Here is a 21969-nt window from a genome sequence, read left to right as displayed (position 1 = left end):
CGCGGAACGAGGAGGCAATCGGTGGCTGTTCCCCCACGTGATGGCAGCGTCGGCCGAACGAACACCGTGATGGCGAAGCTGTCGACGATCGGCGACCTGCTGATGCTGCAGCTCGTCTTCCTGGTGCTCGGCTTCGGGATCATCACGCTGTTCCCGGCGGCGTTCGCGCTGCAGCGGGTGCTGCCGGACGCGATCAGCCAGGACAGGCCGCAGTTGATGCGGCGGTACTTCAAGGAGTTCGGCTGGGCGATGCGCCGGTTCTGGCTGACCGGTTTCGGGCTGTACGCCGGCGGCGTGATGCTCGCGTTCGGGATCTCGTTCTGGGCGTACTCCGGTGGTGCGGCGCGGGTCTTCGCGCTCGCGATCCTCATCCCGCTGACCGGGATGATCCTCGGCCTCTACCTGAGCGGCCTCGCCGTCCTCCCGGACGCGCCGGAGACCGCGACCATGAAGACGGTCTTCCGGTCCGCGAACCTGTTCCTGCTCCGCCGCCCGATCCCGGTGGCCGGCGGGGTCGTCATACTGCTCACCTGGTTCGCGCTCGCGTCCCAGGTCCCGACGCTGCTGGTGGTCGGATCCGGGCTGGTGCCGGCATTGACGGCGTACTGGCTGTCGCGGGTGCGTCGGGAAAAAAGTTCTGAGGACGTGTCAATCTGAGGGCTCCGAGTTCGACGTAAGGGTGTAAGACCCAAACGACGGACTTCAAGGAGACATAGACATGTACGCGACGACCGACTCCCTGGCGACTCCGCCGGCCGCGCAGGGCGGCCGCTCGCGCTGGCTGGCCCTTTACACACTGTGCGCGGGCATGTTGATGATCGTGCTCGACGTCACCGTGGTGAACGTGGCCCTGCCGGCCATCCAGGACGATCTCGGCTTCACCAGCTCCTCGCTGGCCTGGGTGGTGAACGCCTACCTGATCGCGTTCGGCGGCCTGCTCCTGCTGGCCGGTCGCCTCGGCGACCTGCTCGGCCGGCGGAACATCTTCGTTGCCGGACTGATCGTCTTCACCGCCGCCTCGGTGCTGTGCGGGCTGGCCGGGTCCCAGGAGGTGCTCGTGATCGCCCGGTTCATCCAGGGCGTCGGCGGTGCGCTGACCTCCGCGGTGATCCTGGGCATGATCGTGACGCTGTTCCCCGAGCCGCGGGAGCAGGCCAAGGCGATCGGCATGTACGCCTTCGTGGCGTCGGCCGGCGGCTCGATCGGTCTGCTCGCCGGTGGTGTTCTGACCCAGGCGATCAGCTGGCACTGGATCTTCTTCGTCAACCTGCCGATCGGCGTGCTGACGACCGTACTGGCCGTCAAGCTGATCGAGAAGGACAAGGGTCTCGGAATGGGCCGCGGCACCGACGTCCCGGGTGCGGTGCTGATCACCGCGGCGCTGATGGTCGGTGTGTTCACCATCGTCAAGCCGGCTGCCGAGCTGGGCTGGACCGCTCCGCGGACTGTGGTGTTCGGTGTCGTGACGCTGGTTCTCCTGGCGAGCTTCATCGTCCGTGAGGCGACCGCCGCCAACCCGCTGGTCCCGCTGCGGATCTTCCGTTCCCGGACGCTGACCGGTGCGAACCTGATCCAGGCGCTGTCCGCGTCCGGCATGTTCGGCATCTTCTTCCTCGGTTCGCTGTACCTGCAGCGAGTGCTCGGGTACGACGCTCTCGAGATCGGACTGGCGTTCCTGCCGACCACTGTGGTGATGGGACTGCTGTCGGTGAGGTACTCCGAGAAGCTGGTGATGCGGTTCGGCCCGCGCCGCCCGCTGATCGCCGGACTGTCGCTGATCGTGGTCGGATTGGCGCTGTTCACGCAGGCTCCGGTTGGTGGCAACTACTTCGTCCACGTGCTCCCGGTGCTGGTCCTGCTGGGTCTCGGCGGCGGCATCTGCTTCCCGGCGCTGATGGGCCTGTCGATGGCCGACGTCAAGCCCGAGGACGCGGGCCTGGCCTCCGGCCTGATCGGCACCATGGGCGAGGTCGGCGCCGCCCTCGGCCTGGCCATCCTGGCAACGCTGTCCGCCACCCGCACCGCTGCGGTCGCCGACACCAAGCCGGCCCTGGAGGCCTTGACCGACGGCTACCACCTCTCCTTCGCCGTAGCCGCCCTCATCGTCACCGCCGCGGTAGCCATCGCCATCACGGTGATGCGCCCCACCAAGCAGCAGGCGACCGAGGCTGACACGGAAGAGAACCTCGCCCTCGACGCAGCCTGACACCTAACGAGACGAGGGTTCGCCGTCCACGTCGGACGCCGAACCCTCGTCGACGTTTCGATGCCGCCGACGACCGCTCAGCCGGCTCGATACACCCAGCACAAGACCTAGCGGTGCGGCTATGAGCAGGCTCGTGCGTACTGCGAAGAGATCGGACAGGAACAGAAGACCCAGGAAGACGACGAAGCCCGCAGTCAGAACTGATGCCAACCCTTCGTGCTCACGGGTCCACCGCTCGAACCGCCCGTCGTAGAAGCCTCTGGGCGCGATGGCAACAAAGCCCGTGAGCAGCAACGACCACGTCGCCCAGAGGTAGTCGTGCCAACCCGCTGCCTCCGGTAACGCGTAGAGGCAGACGAGCAGAATCGACAGCGCGAACAGCCGCACCGTCCGACCGGGTCTTCTCAGACTCCATCTCGCGAACGTCTCGTGCCGGTGTTTGAGCACCGAAGCCACCCGCGCCAAGACGGTCATGTCTGATCCGACGATGGTCGTGGCGTGCTCCGTCTCCAGACGACACCAACCACAGCCAGCCCGGCCGCGACCGGAAGAGCAACCGCCGCACTGAGCCTGCGGTCCAGGAAGTACCTCAGGAGAAGGAAGCCACTGCTCCCGATCACCGCGAGCGCGACGAAACAATCCAGCACCGGATGGGCCCGCTCCCAACGGCCGATGCGGTCGACCACAGCGGGCGCGATCGCCGCCGGAAGTAGCACCACGGTGAAGAGGACGGCCGCCAGCACATTCTCGAACCGATGGTGGAGCACCGCGCGGACGACGAGCGCCGCCACCATCACCAAGCTCCACCCCCGCATCAGGCCGCGCGGCGGTACGAGTGTGCGCTCGACGAACCGGTCGATCTGCCCCATGTGATCCCCTCCCCGAGGAGATGGTCGCATGTGGCGGGCTCCGGCGTGCGAGTCCGCCATACCGCATCCCAAGGACCAGATGATCATTTCCATGGGTGCGCGGCCCGGTCCGGAGGCGTGCCCCGCACCGCCCTCGGTCGGCGTCGGTAGGCTTGGGGAGTTCCACCTCTCGTTTCAGGCGCGCAGCGCTTCCCCAAGCCAGCCAGTCCTCCCTGTGCCACGGGTCACCGCTGGCGGCGGGATCGGCGCGCACCGAAATGAAGCGCAGCTCGACAGGACGTATACGCCCACTGCCGTCCACCGCCCACCTGAGGACACCGCGAATCCGGCTCGATTGCCGGATACCTCCTAATGAGAGTTACCGGGTCGCCGTCGGGCAGACTCGGGGCTGGTAAGCCGCCGGTGGGTGAGCACTTGTACCTCCTGGACCGTTTGAGTCCTGTCGACAGATCGTGCCCCTGCCGGTGACCGGGAGATTTGATCGCTGATGGGATGTCGTGCCCGGCCCTTGGTGTGGTTGGGGGGCGTGAGCACTGCTTCATTAGGTCGCTGATGGTTCTCCCGACCGGCTTGCTGGTGGTGTGGATGGCGTCGAGAGTGTGGGAGATCGGTGTTGAAGTTCTTTGTGGGAGATGACTGGGCCGAGGCGCATCACGATGTGGAGGTGATGGACCCGGCGGGGCGGGTGCTGGCCAAGGCGCGGTTGCCCGAGGGGGTGGCGGGGATGGCGCGGTTGCATGCGCTGGTGGCCGAGCAGTTCGGTGCGGCTGATCCTGACGAGGTCGAGGTGGTGGTCGGGATCGAGACCGATCGGGGCCCGTGGGTGGCCGCGCTGGTGGCCGCGGGGTACCTGGTGTTCGCGGTGAACCCGTTGCAGGCCTCGCAGTACCGCAAACGGCACGCGGTGTCGGGTGCCAAGAGCGACGCGGCCGACGCGCATGTGCTGGCCGACATGGTCCGCACCGACTCCCACCAGCTGCGCCCGGTGGCCGGTGACAGCGCCGAGGCCGAGGCGATCAAGGTCGTCACCCGGATGCACAAGACCCTGATCTGGGAACGGACCCGGACCACGCAGCGGTTGCGGCACGCGCTGCGCGAGTACTTCCCGGCCGCGCTGGAAGCCTTCGAGGACCTGGACGCCGCCGACACCCTCGAGCTGCTGACCAAGGCCCCCGACCCGGCCGCGGCGGCCCGGCTGACCACCGCCCAGATCACCGCGGCGCTGAAACGGGCCCGTCGCCGCAGCATCGCCGACAAGGCCGCGGCGATCCAGGCGGCGCTGCGCGCCGAGCACCTCGGCCAGCCCGCGGTGGTCACCGCCGCCTACGCCGCCTCGACCCGCGCACTGGTCGCGGTCCTGGCCGTCCTCAACGAGCAGGTCACCGGCCTGCAAGGGCAGGTGGAGGCCCATTTTGGCCGGCACCCGGCCGCTGAGATCATCTTGTCCCAGCCCGGGCTGGGACCGATCCTCGGCGCCCGGGTGCTCGCAGAATTCGGCGACGACCCCGACCGCTACGCATCGGCCAAAGCCCGCAAGAACTACGCCGCGACCAGCCCGATCACCCGCGCCTCGGGCAAGAAGAAAGTCGCCCTGGCCCGCTACGTCCACAACGACCGGCTCATCGACGCCCTCATGAGCCAAGCCTTCGCCGCACTCAACGCCTCGCCCGGAGCCCGCGCCTACTACGACAAACAACGAGCCCGCGGAGCCGACCACAACCCCGCCCTACGCCAACTCGCCAACCGACTCGTCGGCATCCTCCACGGCTGCCTCAAAACCAACACCCACTACAACGAAACAACCGCCTGGACCCACCCCACCCAAACCCTCGCAGCTTGACACCCAAACTCCTGGGATGTCTGTCGAGCTGCCCACGTCACTGATCGGCGTTGCGTGTGCTCCGACTGTCCGGTCCCGTGCCCTCGGGTTGTGAGGCGTGAGGGCGGGGTTGTCCACAGGTGGAGGGGATGGGGTTTCGGGGTGGGGGGTGGGATGGGGAAGGATATGGCTCACGCGGGTGCTGGTGCCGTGGGTTTGTTGTCGGTAGAGGGGAATCGGACAGTGGTGGTGCAGTCGGTCGAGCAGCGGATCGCCGAGGAGCTGGAGGTCGGTGAGAATCAGGTGCGGGCAGCGGTCGCGCTGCTGGACGAGGGATCGACGGTCCCGTTCATCGCGCGGTACCGCAAAGAGGTCACCGGGATGCTCGACGACGCGCAACTGCGCACGCTCGAGGAACGCCTGCGCTACCTGCGCGAGCTGGAGGAGCGCCGCCAGACGGTGCTCGAGTCGATCGAGAGTCAGGGCAAGCTCGACGACGCGCTGAAGGCCTCGATCCTCGCCGCGGACACCAAGTCGCGGCTGGAGGACATCTACCTTCCGTTCAAGCCCAAACGCCGGACCAAGGCGATGATCGCCCGGGAGAACGGCCTGGAGCCACTCGCCGACGGGTTGATGGCCGACCCGGACGTGGAGCCGATCGCGGCCGCCGCGGTGTTCGTCAACGCGGAGGTCCCGGACCCACAGGCCGCGCTGGACGGCGCGCGGGCGATCCTGGTCGAGCGGTTCGCCGAGGACGCCGACCTGATCGGTGAGTTGCGCGAGCGGCTGTGGACGCAGGGCCGGCTGGCGTCGGCGGTGCGGGAGGGGAAGGAGACCGACGGAGCGAAGTTCTCGGACTACTTCGACTTCGACGAGCCGTTCACCAAGATGCCGTCGCACCGGATTCTCGCGATGTTCCGCGGCGAGAAGGAGGACGTACTGACGCTGATCGTCGAGCCGCTCCCGGCCGGGGTCGAGGCCGACGGACCGACGGAGTACGAGTCGACCATCGCCCGCAAGGTCGGCGTGGAGAACCAGGGCCGTCCCGCCGACAAATGGCTGGTCGAGACGGTTCGCTGGGCCTGGCGGACGAAGATCCTGGTGCACCTCGGCATCGACCTGCGGATGCGGTTGCGGCAGGTCGCCGAGGACGAGGCGATCCGGGTGTTCGCGGCCAACCTGCGCGACCTGCTGCTGGCCGCCCCGGCCGGCACCCGCGCGACCATGGGCCTCGACCCGGGCTTCCGGACCGGTGTGAAGGTCGCCGTGGTCGACGCGACCGGCAAGGTGGTCAACACCGGCGTCATCTACCCACACGTCCCGCAGAACCAGTGGGACAAGTCGATCGCCACCCTGGCCGCGCTGGCCGCCGCGCACAACGTCGAGCTGATTGCCATCGGCAACGGTACGGCGTCGCGCGAGACCGACAAGCTGGCCGCGGAGCTGATCGCCAAGCACCCGGAGCTGAAGCTCACCAAGGCGGTCGTGTCGGAGGCCGGCGCGTCGGTGTACTCGGCGTCCGCGTTCGCCTCCCAGGAGCTGCCCGGGATGGACGTGTCGCTGCGCGGCGCGGTCTCGATCGCGCGCCGGCTACAGGACCCGCTGGCCGAACTGGTGAAGATCGACCCGAAGTCGATCGGCGTCGGGCAGTACCAGCACGACCTCCCGGAGAACTCACTGTCCCGCTCCCTCGACGCGGTGGTCGAGGACTGTGTGAACGCGGTCGGCGTCGACCTCAACACCGCGTCCGCGCCGCTGCTCACCCGGGTCTCCGGGATCACTCCGGGCCTGGCCGACAACATCGTCCTGCACCGCGATCAGAACGGTCCGTTCACGTCCCGCACTTCGTTGAAGGACGTCGCGCGGCTGGGCCCGAAGGCGTTCGAGCAGGCGGCCGGATTCCTCCGGATCCCCGAGGGCGACGACCCGCTCGACGCGTCCAGCGTGCACCCCGAGGCCTACCCCGTCGTACGGCGGATCCTCGACGCGACCGGTCAGGACGTGAAGGCGCTGATCGGGTCGGCCGAGCTGAAGCGGCTGAAGGCGGCGGACTTCGTCGACGACATGTTCGGTCTGCCGACGGTGACGGACATCCTGGCCGAGCTCGAGAAGCCCGGGCGGGACCCGCGGCCGGCGTTCAAGACGGCGGTGTTCGCCGAGGGCGTCGACAAGATCGCCGACCTGAAGCCGGGGATGCGGCTGGAGGGTCAGGTCACCAACGTGGCCGCGTTCGGCGCGTTCATCGACATCGGCGTCCACCAGGACGGGCTCGCGCACGTGTCCGCGCTGTCGAAGAACTTCGTCAAGGACCCGCGCGAGGTGGTCAAGCCCGGCGACATCGTCACCGTGAAGGTGCTCGAGGTCGACATCCCGCGCAAGCGCATCTCCCTCACCCTGCGCCTCGACGACGAGGTCGGCGGCGGCGCCCGTACGGCGGGCGGCCAGGGCAACCGTGGTGCCGGCGGCCAGGGCGGTCGCGGTGCGGGTGGCCAAGGCCGTGGTCCCGGCGGTCAGGGCCGTGGTCCCGGCGGTCAAGGTCGTGGGCCGGGCGGTCAAGGCCGCGGTCCAGGCGGCGGCCAAGGTGGTCAGGGCGCCCAAGGTGGTCAGGGCGGCCAAGGTGGTCAGGGCGGTCAGGGCGGCCGCCGTGGGAACCGTGGACCTGGCGGCGGCCAAGGTCGTGGTGGCTCCCAGACCGAAACCCCGATGGACGAAACGTCTCTCGCCGACGCCTTCCGCAAGGCCGGCTTCACCGTCCGCTGATCCGGCTACGCCACAAGCCCGCCCCAAGCACCTCGGGGCGGGCTTGTGCGCTTCCGATGTCGAGATGACGCCGACGACTCCGACGTACCCCGGTGAAGCCACCGAGGAGGACAACCTGATGCGCGATCTGATCGTCACCCAGAACATCACTGTCGACGGCGTGATCGAGGCGGGTGACTGGTTCGGCCCGGCCGACGGCGGGCCGGATGTGCTCGAGGCGGTGCGCGAGCAGTCAGCCCGGGCGGACGCGTTCCTGACCGGACGCCACACGTTCGAGGACATGCGCGATTTCTGGCCGAAGCAGACGGACGACACCACCGGCATCACCGCGTACCTCAACCAGGTCCACAAGTACGTCGTGAGCACGACGCTGCAGGAGCCGGGCTGGGAGCCGACCACAGTGCTCCGCGGACTGGACGACGTACGCAAACTGAAGGAGTCTGACGGCCGCGACATCGTGTGCACCGGAAGCATCCAACTGACTCACCAACTGATCGCGGCCGACCTGGTGGATGAGTACCGGCTGTTCGTCTATCCGACGGTGGTCGGCAGCGGGCGGCGGTTATTCGTCGACGGCACACCCCACAAGCTGCGACTCACCACTAGCCGCGCGTTCGCCGGCGGCGTCGTGCTGCTGACCTACCGGTGACAGCTGATCAATCGGCGACCTCGTAGCCGGCCGCTTCGATCGCCGTACGGATCGCGGCCGGCTCGAGCTCGCGGTCGCTCACCACTGTGACCATCGACGTGGCCAGATCCACGGCCACGGACTCGACCCCCGGCACGGCCTCGAGCTCATCGGCCACGAACCGCACGCAATGCCCACAGCTCATCCCCGCCACCCGGACAGTCGTCGTCACACGCTCACATCCCGCGTCGCCTGCGTGGTACGACGGATCCGGCCGTCGGGCGCGAGTTCGCCGAACAGGTACACCTCGGTCGAGATCGTCCGGCCCCGGCGCATCTCCGCGTGGACGGTGAACCGCGCCGCCAGCCGATCGCCGGTGCGCATCGCCTCGTGGACGTCGTACGAGCAGGCCACCAGGTTCTTCCGGATCGGCCGCAGATGGTCGATCAGCCGCCGCCGATCCAGCGTGACGCCATCGGCGATCTGCTCGACGTCGGGCGTGTAGTACCGGTCCACGACCTCCGCCGCATCGCCACCGGCCACGACCTCCCGGGTGAACGACTCGAAGAAGTCCGCGACGAACTCCCGTGCATTTAACTCTGACATACCGTCAAAGATAGGTGGATCGGCTAATCTTGACAAGGTGTCAAAGAATGAGCCGGTACGACGGAGACGTCGGGCGGACGCGGATCGGAGCCGGGTCGCGATCCTGACCGCGGCGATCACACTGCTGGACGAGCGGATCGACGCGAGCGTGGAGCGGATCGCCGAGACAGCGGGGGTCACGCGACAGACGGTGTACGCGCACTTCCCGTCCCGCGACGTGCTGATGAACGCCGTCGTCGACGAACTCACCCGCGAGACCATGCAGGCGATCGACATCCTCGACCTCGATCACGGCCCCGCACTCGACACACTCTTGCAGTTGATCGACCTGGGCTGGCGAAGCTTCGAGCAGCACCCCCTGCTCCTGCATCTGCCGCAAACCGCCGGACCGGACGAGCGGCACGACCCGGTGGTCGAGCGGTTCGAACGGCTGATCCGCCGAGGTCAGCGCGCCGGCGAGATCACCCGCGACCTCCCGGTCGCCTGGCTGGTCGACGCGCTGATCGCGCTGGGCCACGCGGCCGGCGAGGCGGTCGCTTCCGATCGCCTGCCGGCCAAGAAGGCCGCCACCGCACTCCGCACGAGCGTCCTGCGACTGCTCACTCCGGGATAGGCGCACCACTCAGCTGTGGACGACCTTCAGGACGTTGCCGTTCTTGTCGTAGGCGGTCAGTTTGACCTTGCCGGTGCCGTGCGGGTCGGGGTCGAACCAGGACAACGCGAACCAGCCGTCGTGGAGCGTGATGTCGTGCACGTTGCGGCTGCCGACCGGCGCGATCCGGATCCGCGCGATGTTCGAGTCGGTCCGCCCGGTCCCGTCGTAGTACTTCGTCCCACACCCGGTGCAGCCCTGGCTGTACCCGACGTACCACTGCGCGAAATTGTCGTCGAACTTCAGCCGGCCACCGGCGTCAACGGCGTAGATGCCTGGCCCGGATCCGGCCGGAGTCGCGGTGCCGTCCGGCTTCGGGACCAGCGCGCAGTCGACGTACTTGCGGCCCGACGGAGACACCGCGATCAGGTGGGTCACTCGCCCGGGTGCTGTGTCCGACGCCATCACCCGCCAGTTCCTCAGGTCGGTCCAGAACAGCACCGAGCAGTTCCTCAGCTGGGCTGACGCCTCGGCCGGCATCGGGTCGCGCTGAGCGGCTGCGGCGAGGGCGCTCGACGGCTGATCTCCGCCAGGGATGGTGCACAGCGCGAACCGGTCGCCCTGCTGCTGCGCGTACGGCACTGTATGGGTCGTCGACCAGAAGAAGTTGGGTGTGAGCGGGCGCTTGTTCTGTGGGTACCGCAGCGTGCACAGCCGCGTCGCCTCGGCGAGGGTGAGCTTCACCGCGGCCCCCGCCTCGCCGCGCGGAATGCCCCGGACCGGGGTGAAGTCGGGCTGCACCGCCTTGGTCGCGAGTGCGTTCGTACCGGTCACAGCAGGTTGCCTGTCGGCGGTGTTCAGGTTCGGAAGCAGGCTCGCGGCGATCGCGACCACGGCGACGCCGGCGACGCCTCCGGCGGCCGACAGCAGCCTGCGCCGGCGGCGGCCGCGGTGAGCGCGGGCGAGGAGTGCGGGCGCGTTGATCGGGTCCAGCGGATCCGCGCCTGCGAGGCGGCGGAGTTCGGCGCCGATGTCATCCATGTCGTTCTCCTTCACAGGGCCCGCTCCGTCTGCCGGGCCCGGTCGATGGCGATCCGGAGAGTTGCGAGTCCACGCGCCACCTGGCTCTTCACCGTGCCCTCCGAGCAGCCCAGAATCTGGGCGGTCTGCTCGACGGACAGGTCCTCGTAGTACCGCAGGACCACACAGGCGCGCTGCCGCGGCGCGAGCGCGCCGAGCGCGGTCAGGACCTCGTCCCGCTCGGCGTGCTCGTCGGCGTGATCGCCCGGCAGAACCCGGTCGGAGGGCAGGTCAACGGTCGGCACTTCCCGGCGCCAGGAGCGCCGACCGCTGTCCAGGGCCGCGTTGACGACGACGCGGCGGGCGTACGCGAGCGGGTTCCCGCCGCGATCCACCTTCGACCAGGACCGGTACAACTTGTACAGCGCGTCCTGAACGACGTCGTCGGCGCGATGCCAGTCCCCGCAGACCAGGAACGCGGTCCGCCGCAACGACCCACTGGCCGCGGCGACGAACTCGACGTACTCCCGATCCCGATCCACCATCGCCCCTCACTCTCCCTTGTCCCCCTCATTACGGGCAGCGGGTCGTCCGGGGTTGCATCAGGCCAGCAGTAGGAGGTCGAGCAGCCGGTTCAGGTCCGCATCCGACAAGGGACGATCGAGTACGGCGGTGAGCCCGTCGACGGCTCGAATCACATCGGCCCGGACCGCGGATCGGGAACGCGACTGAGCTACGGCCAAAACCCTGATGACCTGGCCGGATCGATCGGAGCCGCTCACCAAGTCGGCCGAGGCCTGTGACGCCTGGGTCGCGTCAGGTGGCTCGTCGGCGATGCCGACCTCGAGCCGGGTCCCCAGGGCCGTGGCGAGCCGGTCGAGCGCGGCCACGGTCGGATTGCCGCGCCCGTTCTCCAGGTTGGCGATATAGGGCACGGACAGTCCCGCGTCGACGGCGACCGACGCGATGGTCCGCCCCGCTGCCTTGCGCCGCTCACGGAGGCGCTCACCCAGTTGCACGACCGTCAGCCTATTCTCACAGAACACTCTTGCCAAGATCTATCTCGTCAAGATAGTTTCTCAGGCCGTGAGGACACTCCGGAACCGCGACTTCCGCCGCCTGTGGATCAGCGGCGGGATCTCCGGCATCGGCTCGTGGCTGCTGGTGGTCGCGATCCCGTTCTACGTGTTCGCGCTGACCGGATCCACGGTCGCGACCGGCCTCACGCTCGCCCTTGAGGCGCTGCCGGCACTGCTGCTCGGACCGTGGGCCGGCGTACTGCTGGATCGCTGGGACCTGAGTCGGGCGATGTGGATCGCTGATCTGGTCAGCGCCGCCGCGGTGGCGCTGATCCTGTTCGCCGACGCGGACCGGATCTGGTTGATCTACCTGGCGATCCTCGCCGAGAACATCGCCACCATGGTGTTCCGGCCGGCCTCCCGCGCCCTACTCCCCGCCGTCGTCGGCACCGGCAACGAGCTCGCGGCCGCGAACGCCCTGAACGCCTTGACCAGCAGCACGATCCGGCTCGCCGCACCACCGCTCGGCGCACTGCTGCTGGCCGGTCCGGGTATCGAGTTCGTGCTGGCCGTCGACATCGCCAGCTATTTGTTGTCAGCGGCAATCATCGCGACCGTCCGGACCCACAGACACCCGTCCGGCCGAGAGACATCACGACCCCTCGAAGGATTCCGGTACGTCGTCCGGCACCGCGCACTCCGCGGAGTCCTCGTCGGCCAGACGATCTTCCTCACCGCGAACGCCGGCCTCACCGCACTCCTCGTCCCCTTCGCCGTCGACCGGCTGCACGCACCCGGCTACGTCGTCGGCTACCTGATCTCCGGCCTCGGCGCCGGCTACCTGATCGGCGCCGCCCTGAGCACGAGGGCCGCGACCTGGCTGGGGACTCGCGAACTGCTCGCCGTTACCCAGTTCGCGACGGCCGCGGCCTTCTTCGCCCTCTTCAACGCCCCGAGCATCCCGTGGGCAGTCGTGGCCGCCGGCCTGATCGGCCTTCCCGGCAGCATCCTCCTGATCACCGCGGAGACCACGATCCAACGGACCGCACCGACCGCCATGCTCGGACGCGTCGGCGCACTCTTCTTCGCCGCCGACTCCCTCGCCCTCCTGATCGGCGCCCTCGTCGCCCCGGCCGTGACGCTCGTGCTGGACCTGCCCTTGACCCTCAACCTGCTGGCGGCCTTCGCCGTACTCGCGGCACCTTTGACGCTGGCCGTCGTACCGGGTCATCCGGCGGCTTTCACCAGAATTTCTACCGGTGCGTGAGCAACCGGGTGCAAACGGTTAGCAGGACGTCATATATTCTGCGGCGGTCGAAAAGACACGGTCGCCGAATCGTTATTGGTAAATTACTGCAAACCTTCTTGACAGCGGTTTTCCGCGGTCTACTGGGCCTCTCCGAGAGGGCCCTGACCAGCGGATTCGAATGATTCCCTACTCTGCGTTAGGGCTCTGTAAAGGTCCCTTCGGAAGTGTTCCGGAGGGACGTCCCGGTGAGGTGTTCTTTATCTCAGCACCGGACAAAGCCGTCCGGGGCGCCGACCGACACTGCTGAAGGACCGCTGATGACCGAGACGCTCGAAATCCCTGCCGCGCACCGTCGGGTGCGGGTCTGGTTCGGCGCTCACCCGATCGCGGACCACACCGCCACGGCGGACCAGGCAGCGCAGTACGAGGAAGCCATGCGGCGGCGGTTCGCCTCCCTCCGGGTGACGAGCGAGCCGGTGCTGGCGGAGAGCACCGCGGAGCCGGGACGATGACCACCCGGCCGACGCTGCTCGGGTATGTACGGGCCGACGCGCTGAGCTGCGCGGAGGAGCTGGCCGCGGCGACGGATTCGCTCGCCGCGTTCGCCAGCGCGGAGGGTTTCACCCTCGGCACCGTGTACACCGAGCGCGACGCGGCCGAGTCCGCCGCCTTCCACGCACTGCTCGAGGAAGTGAAGCGGTCCGACGTCCGTGCGGTCGTCGTACCGACGATGAACCACCTCGGCACGGTCGGCACCCCGGCAGCGATGCAGCAACACCTCGAGTTCCACCAGGCGCAGGTCTGGGCGGTCGACTCGAGATAACTCCACACAGGCAAGCGGAGCTGACGTCTTGACCCCTGCATCGGCGTCGGTTCCGCTCTCCACCTCCACAGCTGCACCGGGGATGCCCGGGCGGTAGTGGACTATCAAGGCCCCACCGGCTGCTACCGGTGGGGCCTTGTCGTCGGTACGGCGGTTCAGGCGACGATCGTGTAGCCGTAGCGCTTCATCACCGTGGCGACTGCGGCGTCGAAGCTGCCGGTGTCCTCGAGCTTGAAGTGCACCTGCACCTTGCGGATCACCCGCTGGAAGTGCAGGTGCCACGGCACACCGGCCGGCGGGACGGTCTCGGCCTTGGTGATCGCCCCGACCCTCGGATGCGCCGCCCAGGCGATCACCCGGGCCCGGTCCGCGCCCCACACCCCGGTCATCGCGTCGTGCGTCCGCGCGTACGCCATCGCGGCCAGCGAGATGGTCGAGTCCGGCACCGGCTGCTTGGGCGTGTGCGCCTTGAGGTACAGCTCCCAGGTCATCCCGTAGAACCCGGGCGGCCCGTCGTCCTTGCCCCGGTTGGCCAGGCCGTTGCGTTTGCGGTGGTACTCCGCGACCTGGGTCGCCGCGCCCCGGGACAGATCCTTGTCCCCGACCGCGATCGCGTGCACGTGATACGGCCAGTTGCCCTGCGCCGGCGTACGCAGCCAGGCCGCGAACCCGACCGCGCGCATCGCCTTCACGACGGCGACCCGCTGCGCGACACTCTTCGTCCGTACGTCGATGTCGATCGCTCCGCCACCGTCGTGGGTGCCGGCCGACGCCTCTACACCACTCTTGTTGTACGACCCCTGCAGGATCGCGAACTTCGACTTGTACAACTTCTCCGCGGCCTCGACCATCGCCGCGGTCCGCTTGTTCAGCGCCCAGCCCCGCCAGACGATCCTTGCCTCAGGCATCTGCTTCACCGCCGACCGGGCCGAGGATCAGGTCCGCGTCCTCCGCGGCCCCGAGCGCCTCCAGTTCGTCCAGGTCGGCCTCGGACAGCTCGTCGTCGAACACATCCGGCATCGTGTTTCCTCCCCCTGACGTCCGCGTACCTCCCCCGGCACGCGAAATCGCCGTCCAGCGTAGGCGGGACCCGGGTCACAGGTCGAGACACCTCCGGGCCGAAGGTTTGAGAAACGTGAAGATTTCCGCTCGGTCCGCGTGCCGGGACGTGTGAGCCGCGCGCGGTTGGGTACGTCTAGGTGGTCCCGCGGTTCGGTCAGTGCCATTCGGGCATGGGTGGTGTTCACCGAGCCGCGAGTTCTCCCACTGAGGGGCGGGAGAACGACCGGCGCCCGGCGGGCGCATCTATCCCAGGATGCGCTCGCCGAGCTCGGCGCTCACAACGCCGACGCGACGACCAGATACCGGTTGAGGCTGAAGAAGTAGCCGGCCCCGAGGCTGCGCAGGTCCGCGGCCCACGCGCGCGCCTCGTCCGCGGTGACGCCGCCATGGCCGGGCACGAACCCGGAGACGATGTCGATCAGGCCGGCGCTGTACGTCCGATTGTCGTACCCGGTGTTGAGGAGCGGCACCACCTGCTGGTGGGTGAGCATGAAACCGGACTTGGCCAGTCCGTCGGCCAGTGTCCGGGGCAGATGCGGATCGGCGAGATGGTCCTCGAACGCGGTCAGCACCCGCGCCATCCGCGCGTCGTCACTCGACCGCCACACCACCGAAGCCCAGTCGGTGTCCAGCAATACGACGCGACCCGCCGGCCGCAGCACCCGGTGGACCTCGTCCAAGGCGCCGGCCACGTCGTCGACGTACTCGAAGACCTGGGTGGACACGACCACGTCGAAGCTCTCGGCCGGATGCGGGATGCGCATCACCGACGCCGCCTCCAACTCGATCCCGGGTCCCGCGCCGGCGCGGGTCCTCGCGATCGCCAGCATGCTGTCGCTGATGTCGATCCCGCAGATCCGCCCGGTCGGCCCCACCTCTTCAGCCATCTCCGCCGCGAGCAACCCCGGCCCGACGCCGACATCCAGCACCCGATCCCCCGGCCGCAACGCCAGCGCCACCCGCACGATCCGCCGCTGCTCGACCATGTCTGACGTCGTGTACATCGCCTCGGTCTTCCGAGACACTTCCGGATCGAACTGCAACCCGCCCATCCCAGCCTCTCCGCCCATGCCCACATCATGGTCCGCCACCCCGCCGTCTGGGAGGCCTCGGTAATTCGGGCGCGTCGCCAGTACTGTCGCGGCTAGCTTGTTCGGGTGATCGAACTGCCTGAGGAGTTCCTGCAGATGCCGCGCTGGTGGACGGAGGGCGCGGACTGGCTGGGTGGGCTGACCCGGGCTGTCGAGGAGCAGTGTGCACGGTGGGGGTTGGAGATCGCCGGGCCGGTCGCGCACGGATCGAACGCGATCGTGGTGCCGGTCATGCGGGGTGGTGACGACTTGGTACTACGCATGTCGCCGCCCGGCCGCGAGGTCGAGGAGCAGGCCCGAGCGCTGCGGTGGTGGGACGGGCGCGGCATGGTCCGGCTGTACGACGCCGACGTCGAAGCCGGTGCGATGTTGCTGGAGCGGCTGACGACGCCGCTGACGAGTCGGCCGGTCGACGAGGCGGTCGCCGTACTGGGGCACCTGATGCGGCGGTTCGCGGTACCGGCTCCGGATGATGTGCCGTCGACCGCTGCGATCGTGGCCCAGCGGTCGGCCGCGTTGGAGCGGCAGTGGGAGCAGTTGGGTCGGCCGTTCGACGTCAGTGTGCTGCGCGAGGCGTTGCGTGTCGCCCCGGACCTGGCCGAGACCACGTCAGATCTCGCGGTGAACGGCGACTTCCACTCCGATCAGGTACTCGCGGGCTCCCGGGAGCCGTGGTTGACGGTCGATCCGGTGTTGTTCCGCGGCGACATCGCGTACGACCTCGGCCGCGTGCTGTGGACGCGCCTCGACGAGATGGCCGACATCGTGCCGCACTTCGACACGGCCGTGGGCGCCGCCGGTCTGGATCGGGATCGCGCGCGGGACTGGGTCGTCTGGCGGACGGTCGACTACTGGCTCTGGGGCTTGTCGGTCGGCCTCACCGAGGACCCGGTGCGGTGCGCCCGGCTGGTCGCCGCCTTCTGACCGCTCAGGCCGACTTCCAGATGAAGCGGCTCCGCATCATCCGTGGGGTGTCGCTCGCGTTGGGCGCGATGGAGTGCAGGATCCACGGATGGGTCACGTAGACGTCACCCGCGCGACCGGTGAGCTCGACCACGCGGACCGGTAGTCCGTCGAGATCGGCCTCGACCATCGGATCGACCGGCCGCTCGCCGGCCGAGGTCAGGTTGCGGAACCACGGATCGGACCCCAGCACCTGGTCGCGGATCGCGGTGAACTCGCGCTCGTCCGTCGTACTCAGGTAGCGAGCGATCACCCGCGGCGATCCGGCCACCTGCGGAGTCCCGCCGCCGCCGGGCTCGAGGTCATCCAGCAGAGCCCAGATCTTCACCGCCGCGAACTCGTCCGCGGGCTGGTCGAACCCGACATCGGTGTGCCACTGGCGATGCGGCACCGCCCAGCCGTCGCCCGTCGGCATGGTGACCAGCACCTGACCCTGATGCGGCGGCTGCTTCCACTGGCCAAGGAGGTCGTCGAGCACCGACCGCAGGCGAGGGCCGAGGATTGCGTTCGCGACCGAGTGTCGCTTGGTGGTCTTCAGTCCGGTCGGCCGCAACGTCGTCCAGGTCGAGCGGTCGTCCCGATCCATCCCGTGCCGGTTCTTCAGTTCGGACCACAGCACGTCCCGCATCCGCGCGGCTTCGTCGGCCGAGAACGCCGCCGGGACCTTGACGATCCCGTCGCGCTCGAAGGTTTCCAGATCCTGGGCGCTGAGCATCCACCCATGCTGCGCCGGGCCGCCAGGACCTGCCACCCAATTGACAGGCCCTGGCGATCGATGCCCCGGTCAACGAGGGGACTAGTGCGCGGGGGCGAAGTCGTGGAAGCCGATCAGCTTCTGGATCTTGCCGTCCTCGGTGAGCACGACGATGTCCGTGCCACCTGCCACCGGTTCCTGGCCGTCGGCCTGCAGGTACCAGGTCCAGCGCAGGTAGGTGTGGTGCTCGTCGATGTCGCCGATGCGGACGAAGGACAGCCCCGGGAACATCTGCTGCGCGGCGCCGACCAGCTTGTTCAGCTCCTCGCGGCCGTTCGTCTCGAAGCTCGGGTCGACGAAGGTCGCGTCCTCGGTCCAGGTCCCCGCGATCAGCTCGGCCCGGCGGTCGGCGTCGGCGGCGTTCCACATCGCGAAGTACTGGTCGGCGAGAGCGTTGGCGTTCATGGTGTTTCCTCCTCGGAAGTTCGGATGACCAGAACCCTGCCGCCGGTCCGTAGGTCCGGTCGATGACGTCCGAGGTAATGGCGTTGTCTATGCAAGCGGTTACGGTCGGACCATGGCAGCGACGATCGAGGAGACGTTCCAGCGCCCGGTGGGTGAGCTTCTGCGTGGCTGGCGGGAGCGCCGCCGGCTCAGTCAGCTGGAGCTGGCGAACCGGGTCGAGGTGTCCACCCGGCACGTGAGTTTCGTGGAGACCGGCCGGTCCAGGCCGAGTCGCGAGATGGTGCTGCGGCTGGCCGAGCATCTCGACGTACCGCTGCGGGATCGCAACCAGCTCCTGCTGGCCGGTGGTTTCGCGCCCATCTACAGCGAGGCGTCGCTGCACTCACCGGCGATGCTCGCGATCCGGACGACGCTGCGCCGGTTGCTGAAGGCCCACGAGCCGTACCCGGCCCTCGTCGTCGACCGCTGGTGGAACATCGTCGAGACGAACGCCGGCATCCAGCTGTTCACCGCCGGTGTCGACGAAAAGTTGCTCCAGGCACCGATCAACGCGCTCCGGCTGACCTTGCATCCGGACGGCCTGGCCCGCCGGATCGGCAACATCGCCGACGTCCGCGCCGCCGCCCTCGCCAGCCTGCAACGCCAGGCCGCGAGCACCGCCGACCCCGAGCTCCAGGATCTGTACGACGAACTCCGCCAGTACGCCGTGGACGACCAGCCGGCGCATCCGGGGCCGGCCGAGGTCGTCGTACCGTTCAAACTGATGCACAACGGCCACGAACTGTCGCTGCTGACCATGATCGCCACCTTCGGCACGCCGCTCGACGTCACGGTGTCGGAGCTGATGATCGAGTCCTTCTACCCGGCCGACGCCGAGACGGCCGAGTACCTCAGGGCGCTTTGATGACCACTCCGCCTCGCGATCTGGCCGACACGGTCGAGCTCCACCTGTGGTACCTCGACCAATACCGCGGCGTCATCGAGACGAAGCTGACGGGCCTGTGTGAGGAGGACCTGCGCGGCAGTCGCCTGCCGTCGGGCTGGTCGCCTCAGGCACTCTCTTCCACGTCCTGCAGGAGTACGCGCGGCACACCGGCCAGCTGGACGTCGCGCGGGAACTGATCGATGGGGTCACCGGCGAGTAGGACTGCGAGGTGCCTACTCGCCGGTGACCACCGGGATGCCCTACCGGCTTGAGGAGGGGTGACCGGTGGGGAGTGCGGTCGGGAGGCTCGGCGTCGGGATGCTCGGCTTCGTGGTCGGGAGCGTCGGCAGCGACGGCTTCGTGCCGGGGTGCGACACCTTGCCCGGGTCGACCGTGACCGTGACCTTCACCGTCGGAACGGCGGCCTTCGGCACGGACGGCTTGGTGGTCGGCAGCGACGGCTTGCCCGGCAGGCTCGGCTTCGACTGCGGCAAGGACGGCTTCTCGGTCGGTACGCCGTGCACGCAGTCAGCCACCGACGGAACCGGCACCGGCTTGCCAGGCACCGACGGCGCGGTCGTCGGCAGCGACGGCGCGGCGGTCGGAACCGGCAGCTTGCTCGGAAGAGTCGGCTTGCCCGGCAGCGTCGGCTTGGCGATCGGCAGCGTGGGCTTTGCCGGAAGGGTCGGCTTCGTCGTCGGCAGCGTCGGCTTCCCCGGCAGACTCGGCTTGACAGTCGGCAGTGTCGGCTTGCTCTGGGGGAGCGACGGCAGCGTCGGCTTCGTCGTCGGGAGCGACGGCTTAGCCGGCAGCGACGGCAGGGTGGTCGGCACCGACGGCAGGGTCGGCTTGCCGGGCAGGCTCGGCTTGGTCGTCGGCACGCTGTTCGGGTCGATGGTCTTGTCGATCGAGACCTCCACCTTCGGCAGCGCCGGCTTGCTCGGCAGGCAGGTCGGGTCGACCGACGGCGGCTGCGGAGTCGCCGCCGGCACCACCACCGGCACCGGTGGCTTGTCGCCACCGGCCAGCAGGTTCTTCACGTCGGTCGGTCCCCCGACCGCGGCGGACACCGTCGCAACGGTTCCGGCGAGTGCGGTGACGCCCGCCGCGGCCAGTCCACGGCGCAGCCAGGCCAGCCGCTTGCCGCGCCGCATCAGGTCGGCGGGGTCCGGCTGCCACGGCTCCAGGTCATAGTCGAGAGCGTTGCGAATCCGCTCGTCACTCATCAGTTTCCTCCAACTCCGGTATCGATCAGGTCGGGTGCCAGACGCAGCTTGGCCAGCGCCCGGGAAGCCGTGCTCTTCACGGTCCCGGCCGCCACACCGAGCAGCTCGGCGGTCTCGGCCTCGGAGAGATCCTGCGAGTAGCGCAGCGCGACGACGGCTCTCTCCCGGACGGTCAGGCCGGCGAGAGCCGAGAGCACGGCCTCCCTGGTCTGCACGTCCTGGGCGAAGTCCGCTACCGCTCGCTGGTCCCAATCGTTCTGCACCGGGTCACTGGGTACCTCGTTGTTCCAGCGCCGGCGGGCCTGCGTGAGGAATCGGTTGACCAGCACCCGCCGTACGTACCGCAACGGGTCGCCGCTCAGCCGGTGCCATTTCGGATAGGAGCGCATCAACGCCTGCTGCACCAGGTCCTCGGCGGTGTGCCGATCGCCGCACAGCATCTCCGCGAAGCGGAGCAAGGGGGTCGACTGCGCCAACACGAAGCGCTCGAAGTCGGCGTCCGCGGTCCGGGTCATCGATTCTCCTCTGCCTCTGTCACACCGGTACAAACCCACTGGGTGATCGATCGGGTTCTGTTCGGTCACCAACTCCTTCGAAGAAATTTATTCACGGGCTATGCAGATGTACGGTTCATTTGTCACATTGGGTGCACCCACCTTCACCGCCCCGGAGGTTCCGCCCATGCGTGTCACCCGAAGTATCAAAGCCCGTCGGCAGGCCATCGCCTGCCTGGCCGCCGCCCTCGCGATCGCGCCGCTCGCCGCCATCGCCCTCCCGAGCTCCGCCGCAGAGACCGACCCCGCCGTCGTCACTGCGCAACCTGTCCAGGGATCCAGCAACGTCAAGGTCGACGGCAACCGGATCGTCCTCGGCGACGCCCCGGCCGCGATCGGCTCGACCGAGATCAAGCAGCGCTCCGGTCTGGCCGAGCTCACCCCGGTCCGCTTCGGCGCCGCCACCTCGGCCGTCGTCGTCGGCTACACCACCGGCACGCCGGACGGTTCGTCGGCGGAGGTCGACGTACGGGCCTGGGTCAACGGCAGGTGGTCCGAATGGACGGCCGCCAAGGCCGGTACGCCGACCGCCCTGCCCGGCGCGAGTGACCAGGTCCAGCTGCGGATCATCGTCAGCGCACCACCGACCGGCGCGAGCCCGTGGGTCGGTGACGTGACCGTTCAGCCCACCGACAAGGCGGCCCCGAGCGGGATGACCATCCAGGCCGCGCCGCTGCAGTCCCGGGTCTTCGCCACCCGCGAAGGCCTGGTCGGCGGTACGACGGCCAACGGCCACGTGATCGTGAGTCGCGACCACTTCGTCGCGCTGCCGTCACGACGAGGACTGGCCGGCAACGGCTCCGGCACGTACTCGGTCAAGGTCTGCACCGCCTCGCGCTGCGCCTTCGAGCCGGTGTGGGACGTCGGCCCGTGGAACACCAAGGACGACTACTGGAACCCGAGCGCGACCCGCGAGATGTGGAAGGACCTGCCGCAGGGCAAGCCCGAGGCGCAGGCGGCGTACCAGAACGGCTACAACGGCGGGAAGGACCAGTTCGGCCGGACCGTCGCGAACCCGGCCGGGATCGACCTCGCGGACGGCGTGTTCTGGGACGCGCTGGCACTGCCGGACAACGGGTTCGTGGATGTGACCTACCTGTGGACCGGCGACGGCGGCCGTGGCACGGTCTCGATCTCGTCCGGCTACCTGAACATCCGGAACTCGGCGAGCTCGTCCGGCGCGGTCGTCGGCATGGCGGGCAAGTCGGCGCAGGTGACGGTCGAGTGCCAGACCACCGGACAGAGCGTCACCGGCTCACAGGGCACCAGCAGCATCTGGCTGCGGGTCAACGCCGGCATGTATGTCGCGAAGGCCTGGGTGTCGGCCGGATCCTTCGGCGCCTGCTGAACCACCAACCCCTCCCCACGGCGGCCGCACGCTCAATGAGCGTGCGGCCG

General features: G+C 68.7%; 26 protein-coding genes. 13 read left to right on the top strand and 13 right to left on the bottom strand.

The features are described 5' to 3' along the window. Nucleotides 1-21: 21 nt before the first annotated feature. Both OG555_RS15300 and OG555_RS15295 read left to right on the top strand, forming a co-directional pair. Complete coding sequence (locus OG555_RS15300; RefSeq protein WP_329483545.1) at nucleotides 22-657, top strand: DUF624 domain-containing protein; 636 nt, start codon at nucleotides 22-24, stop codon at nucleotides 655-657. Nucleotides 658-718: 61 nt separating this feature from the next. Next, nucleotides 719-2206, top strand: coding sequence for a DHA2 family efflux MFS transporter permease subunit (locus OG555_RS15295; protein ID WP_329483544.1), 1488 nt, complete (start codon nucleotides 719-721; stop codon nucleotides 2204-2206). Nucleotides 2207-2209: 3 nt separating this feature from the next. Here OG555_RS15295 and OG555_RS15290 read toward each other — a convergent pair whose 3' ends face one another. Next, on the bottom strand, nucleotides 2210-2593 hold the full coding sequence (locus tag OG555_RS15290) for a hypothetical protein (RefSeq protein WP_329483543.1): 384 nt from the start codon (nucleotides 2591-2593) through the stop codon (nucleotides 2210-2212). Nucleotides 2594-2676: 83 nt separating this feature from the next. Beyond that, nucleotides 2677-3075, bottom strand: coding sequence for a hypothetical protein (locus OG555_RS15285; RefSeq protein ID WP_329483542.1), 399 nt, complete (start codon nucleotides 3073-3075; stop codon nucleotides 2677-2679). Between the two features lie 667 nt (nucleotides 3076-3742). On the opposite strand from OG555_RS15285, the gene OG555_RS15280 reads away from it, so the two are divergent. The 3 genes from OG555_RS15280 (at nucleotide 3743) to OG555_RS15270 (ending at nucleotide 8303) form a co-directional block, all read left to right on the top strand. Then, nucleotides 3743-4915 carry an IS110 family transposase gene (locus OG555_RS15280; protein WP_329484779.1) on the top strand — a complete coding sequence of 391 codons (1173 nt, stop codon included), beginning with the start codon at nucleotides 3743-3745 and terminating at the stop codon, nucleotides 4913-4915. A 222-nt stretch (nucleotides 4916-5137) separates the two neighbouring features. Next, nucleotides 5138-7654, top strand: a complete 2517-nt coding sequence (locus tag OG555_RS15275) for a Tex family protein (protein ID WP_329483541.1) — start codon at nucleotides 5138-5140, stop codon at nucleotides 7652-7654. Nucleotides 7655-7718: 64 nt separating this feature from the next. After that, nucleotides 7719-8303: a dihydrofolate reductase family protein gene (locus OG555_RS15270; RefSeq protein WP_329483540.1), complete on the top strand. Its 585-nt coding sequence runs from the start codon at nucleotides 7719-7721 to the stop codon at nucleotides 8301-8303. Between the two features lie 7 nt (nucleotides 8304-8310). Here the strand turns inward: OG555_RS15270 and OG555_RS15265 are convergent, their stop codons facing one another. Then, nucleotides 8311-8514 carry a heavy-metal-associated domain-containing protein gene (locus OG555_RS15265; protein ID WP_329483539.1) on the bottom strand — a complete coding sequence of 68 codons (204 nt, stop codon included), beginning with the start codon at nucleotides 8512-8514 and terminating at the stop codon, nucleotides 8311-8313. Then, nucleotides 8511-8888, bottom strand: a complete 378-nt coding sequence (locus tag OG555_RS15260) for a nuclear transport factor 2 family protein (protein ID WP_329483538.1) — start codon at nucleotides 8886-8888, stop codon at nucleotides 8511-8513. The genes OG555_RS15265 and OG555_RS15260 overlap by 4 nt, the downstream gene beginning before the upstream one ends. Nucleotides 8889-8925: 37 nt before the next feature. On the opposite strand from OG555_RS15260, the gene OG555_RS15255 reads away from it, so the two are divergent. Beyond that, entirely contained in the window at nucleotides 8926-9501 is a 576-nt protein-coding gene (locus OG555_RS15255; RefSeq protein WP_329483537.1) for a TetR/AcrR family transcriptional regulator, read from the top strand. A gap of 9 nt (nucleotides 9502-9510) precedes the next feature. Here the strand turns inward: OG555_RS15255 and OG555_RS15250 are convergent, their stop codons facing one another. Genes OG555_RS15250 through OG555_RS15240 form a run of 3 tightly spaced genes read right to left on the bottom strand, consistent with a single transcriptional unit; the run spans nucleotide 9511 to nucleotide 11519 of the window. Further along, nucleotides 9511-10521 carry a hypothetical protein gene (locus tag OG555_RS15250; protein ID WP_329483536.1) on the bottom strand — a complete coding sequence of 337 codons (1011 nt, stop codon included), beginning with the start codon at nucleotides 10519-10521 and terminating at the stop codon, nucleotides 9511-9513. 11 nt (nucleotides 10522-10532) lie between these two features. Continuing rightward, nucleotides 10533-11045 carry a SigE family RNA polymerase sigma factor gene (locus OG555_RS15245; RefSeq protein WP_329483535.1) on the bottom strand — a complete coding sequence of 171 codons (513 nt, stop codon included), beginning with the start codon at nucleotides 11043-11045 and terminating at the stop codon, nucleotides 10533-10535. Between the two features lie 57 nt (nucleotides 11046-11102). Next, entirely contained in the window at nucleotides 11103-11519 is a 417-nt protein-coding gene (locus tag OG555_RS15240) for a helix-turn-helix domain-containing protein (RefSeq protein ID WP_329483534.1), read from the bottom strand. Between the two features lie 67 nt (nucleotides 11520-11586). Between OG555_RS15240 and OG555_RS15235 the strand changes: the two genes are divergently transcribed. The 3 genes from OG555_RS15235 to OG555_RS15225 all read left to right on the top strand — a co-directional run bounded on the left by OG555_RS15235 (nucleotide 11587) and on the right by OG555_RS15225 (nucleotide 13591). Further along, entirely contained in the window at nucleotides 11587-12786 is a 1200-nt protein-coding gene (locus tag OG555_RS15235) for an MFS transporter (protein ID WP_329483532.1), read from the top strand. Between the two features lie 299 nt (nucleotides 12787-13085). Next, the gene (locus OG555_RS15230) at nucleotides 13086-13280 is read left to right on the top strand and encodes a hypothetical protein (protein WP_328525240.1); all 195 of its coding nucleotides are present in this window, start codon (nucleotides 13086-13088) and stop codon (nucleotides 13278-13280) included. Then, a complete protein-coding gene (locus tag OG555_RS15225; RefSeq protein ID WP_329483531.1) occupies nucleotides 13277-13591 on the top strand; it encodes a hypothetical protein in 315 nt (104 codons plus the stop codon). Before OG555_RS15230 ends, OG555_RS15225 begins: the two co-directional genes overlap by 4 nt. A 155-nt stretch (nucleotides 13592-13746) precedes the next feature. Here the strand turns inward: OG555_RS15225 and OG555_RS15220 are convergent, their stop codons facing one another. Both OG555_RS15220 and OG555_RS15215 read right to left on the bottom strand, forming a co-directional pair. After that, nucleotides 13747-14499: a hypothetical protein gene (locus OG555_RS15220; RefSeq protein ID WP_329483530.1), complete on the bottom strand. Its 753-nt coding sequence runs from the start codon at nucleotides 14497-14499 to the stop codon at nucleotides 13747-13749. Between the two features lie 429 nt (nucleotides 14500-14928). Next, nucleotides 14929-15723: a methyltransferase domain-containing protein gene (locus OG555_RS15215; RefSeq protein ID WP_329483529.1), complete on the bottom strand. Its 795-nt coding sequence runs from the start codon at nucleotides 15721-15723 to the stop codon at nucleotides 14929-14931. Between the two features lie 87 nt (nucleotides 15724-15810). Here OG555_RS15215 and OG555_RS15210 point away from each other — a divergent pair, with 87 nt between their 5' ends. Then, nucleotides 15811-16668 carry an aminoglycoside phosphotransferase family protein gene (locus tag OG555_RS15210; RefSeq protein WP_329483528.1) on the top strand — a complete coding sequence of 286 codons (858 nt, stop codon included), beginning with the start codon at nucleotides 15811-15813 and terminating at the stop codon, nucleotides 16666-16668. Nucleotides 16669-16672: 4 nt separating this feature from the next. On the opposite strand, the gene OG555_RS15205 is transcribed toward OG555_RS15210, so the two are convergent. Both OG555_RS15205 and OG555_RS15200 read right to left on the bottom strand, forming a co-directional pair. Beyond that, the gene (locus tag OG555_RS15205) at nucleotides 16673-17422 is read right to left on the bottom strand and encodes a phytanoyl-CoA dioxygenase family protein (protein WP_329483527.1); all 750 of its coding nucleotides are present in this window, start codon (nucleotides 17420-17422) and stop codon (nucleotides 16673-16675) included. 81 nt (nucleotides 17423-17503) lie between these two features. Continuing rightward, nucleotides 17504-17866: a nuclear transport factor 2 family protein gene (locus OG555_RS15200; RefSeq protein WP_329483526.1), complete on the bottom strand. Its 363-nt coding sequence runs from the start codon at nucleotides 17864-17866 to the stop codon at nucleotides 17504-17506. 112 nt (nucleotides 17867-17978) lie between these two features. Here OG555_RS15200 and OG555_RS15195 point away from each other — a divergent pair, with 112 nt between their 5' ends. Next, entirely contained in the window at nucleotides 17979-18770 is a 792-nt protein-coding gene (locus tag OG555_RS15195; RefSeq protein ID WP_329483525.1) for a helix-turn-helix domain-containing protein, read from the top strand. Between the two features lie 136 nt (nucleotides 18771-18906). Next, on the top strand, nucleotides 18907-19011 hold the full coding sequence (locus OG555_RS15190) for a mycothiol transferase (RefSeq protein WP_329484822.1): 105 nt from the start codon (nucleotides 18907-18909) through the stop codon (nucleotides 19009-19011). Nucleotides 19012-19051: 40 nt separating this feature from the next. Here OG555_RS15190 and OG555_RS15185 read toward each other — a convergent pair whose 3' ends face one another. Next, entirely contained in the window at nucleotides 19052-20017 is a 966-nt protein-coding gene (locus OG555_RS15185) for a hypothetical protein (protein ID WP_329483524.1), read from the bottom strand. Continuing rightward, nucleotides 20017-20532, bottom strand: a complete 516-nt coding sequence (locus OG555_RS15180) for a SigE family RNA polymerase sigma factor (protein WP_329483523.1) — start codon at nucleotides 20530-20532, stop codon at nucleotides 20017-20019. The genes OG555_RS15185 and OG555_RS15180 overlap by 1 nt, the downstream gene beginning before the upstream one ends. 166 nt (nucleotides 20533-20698) lie before the next feature. Between OG555_RS15180 and OG555_RS15175 the strand changes: the two genes are divergently transcribed. Continuing rightward, nucleotides 20699-21919 carry a hypothetical protein gene (locus OG555_RS15175; protein WP_329483522.1) on the top strand — a complete coding sequence of 407 codons (1221 nt, stop codon included), beginning with the start codon at nucleotides 20699-20701 and terminating at the stop codon, nucleotides 21917-21919. Nucleotides 21920-21969 lie beyond the last annotated feature (50 nt).

The sequence above is a fragment of the Kribbella sp. NBC_01484 genome, assembly GCF_036227145.1.
In the GTDB taxonomy this organism is placed as follows: domain Bacteria; phylum Actinomycetota; class Actinomycetes; order Propionibacteriales; family Kribbellaceae; genus Kribbella.
The sequence above is the reverse complement of the archived record's forward strand: the minus strand, read 5'-3'. Positions and strand labels throughout refer to the sequence as shown.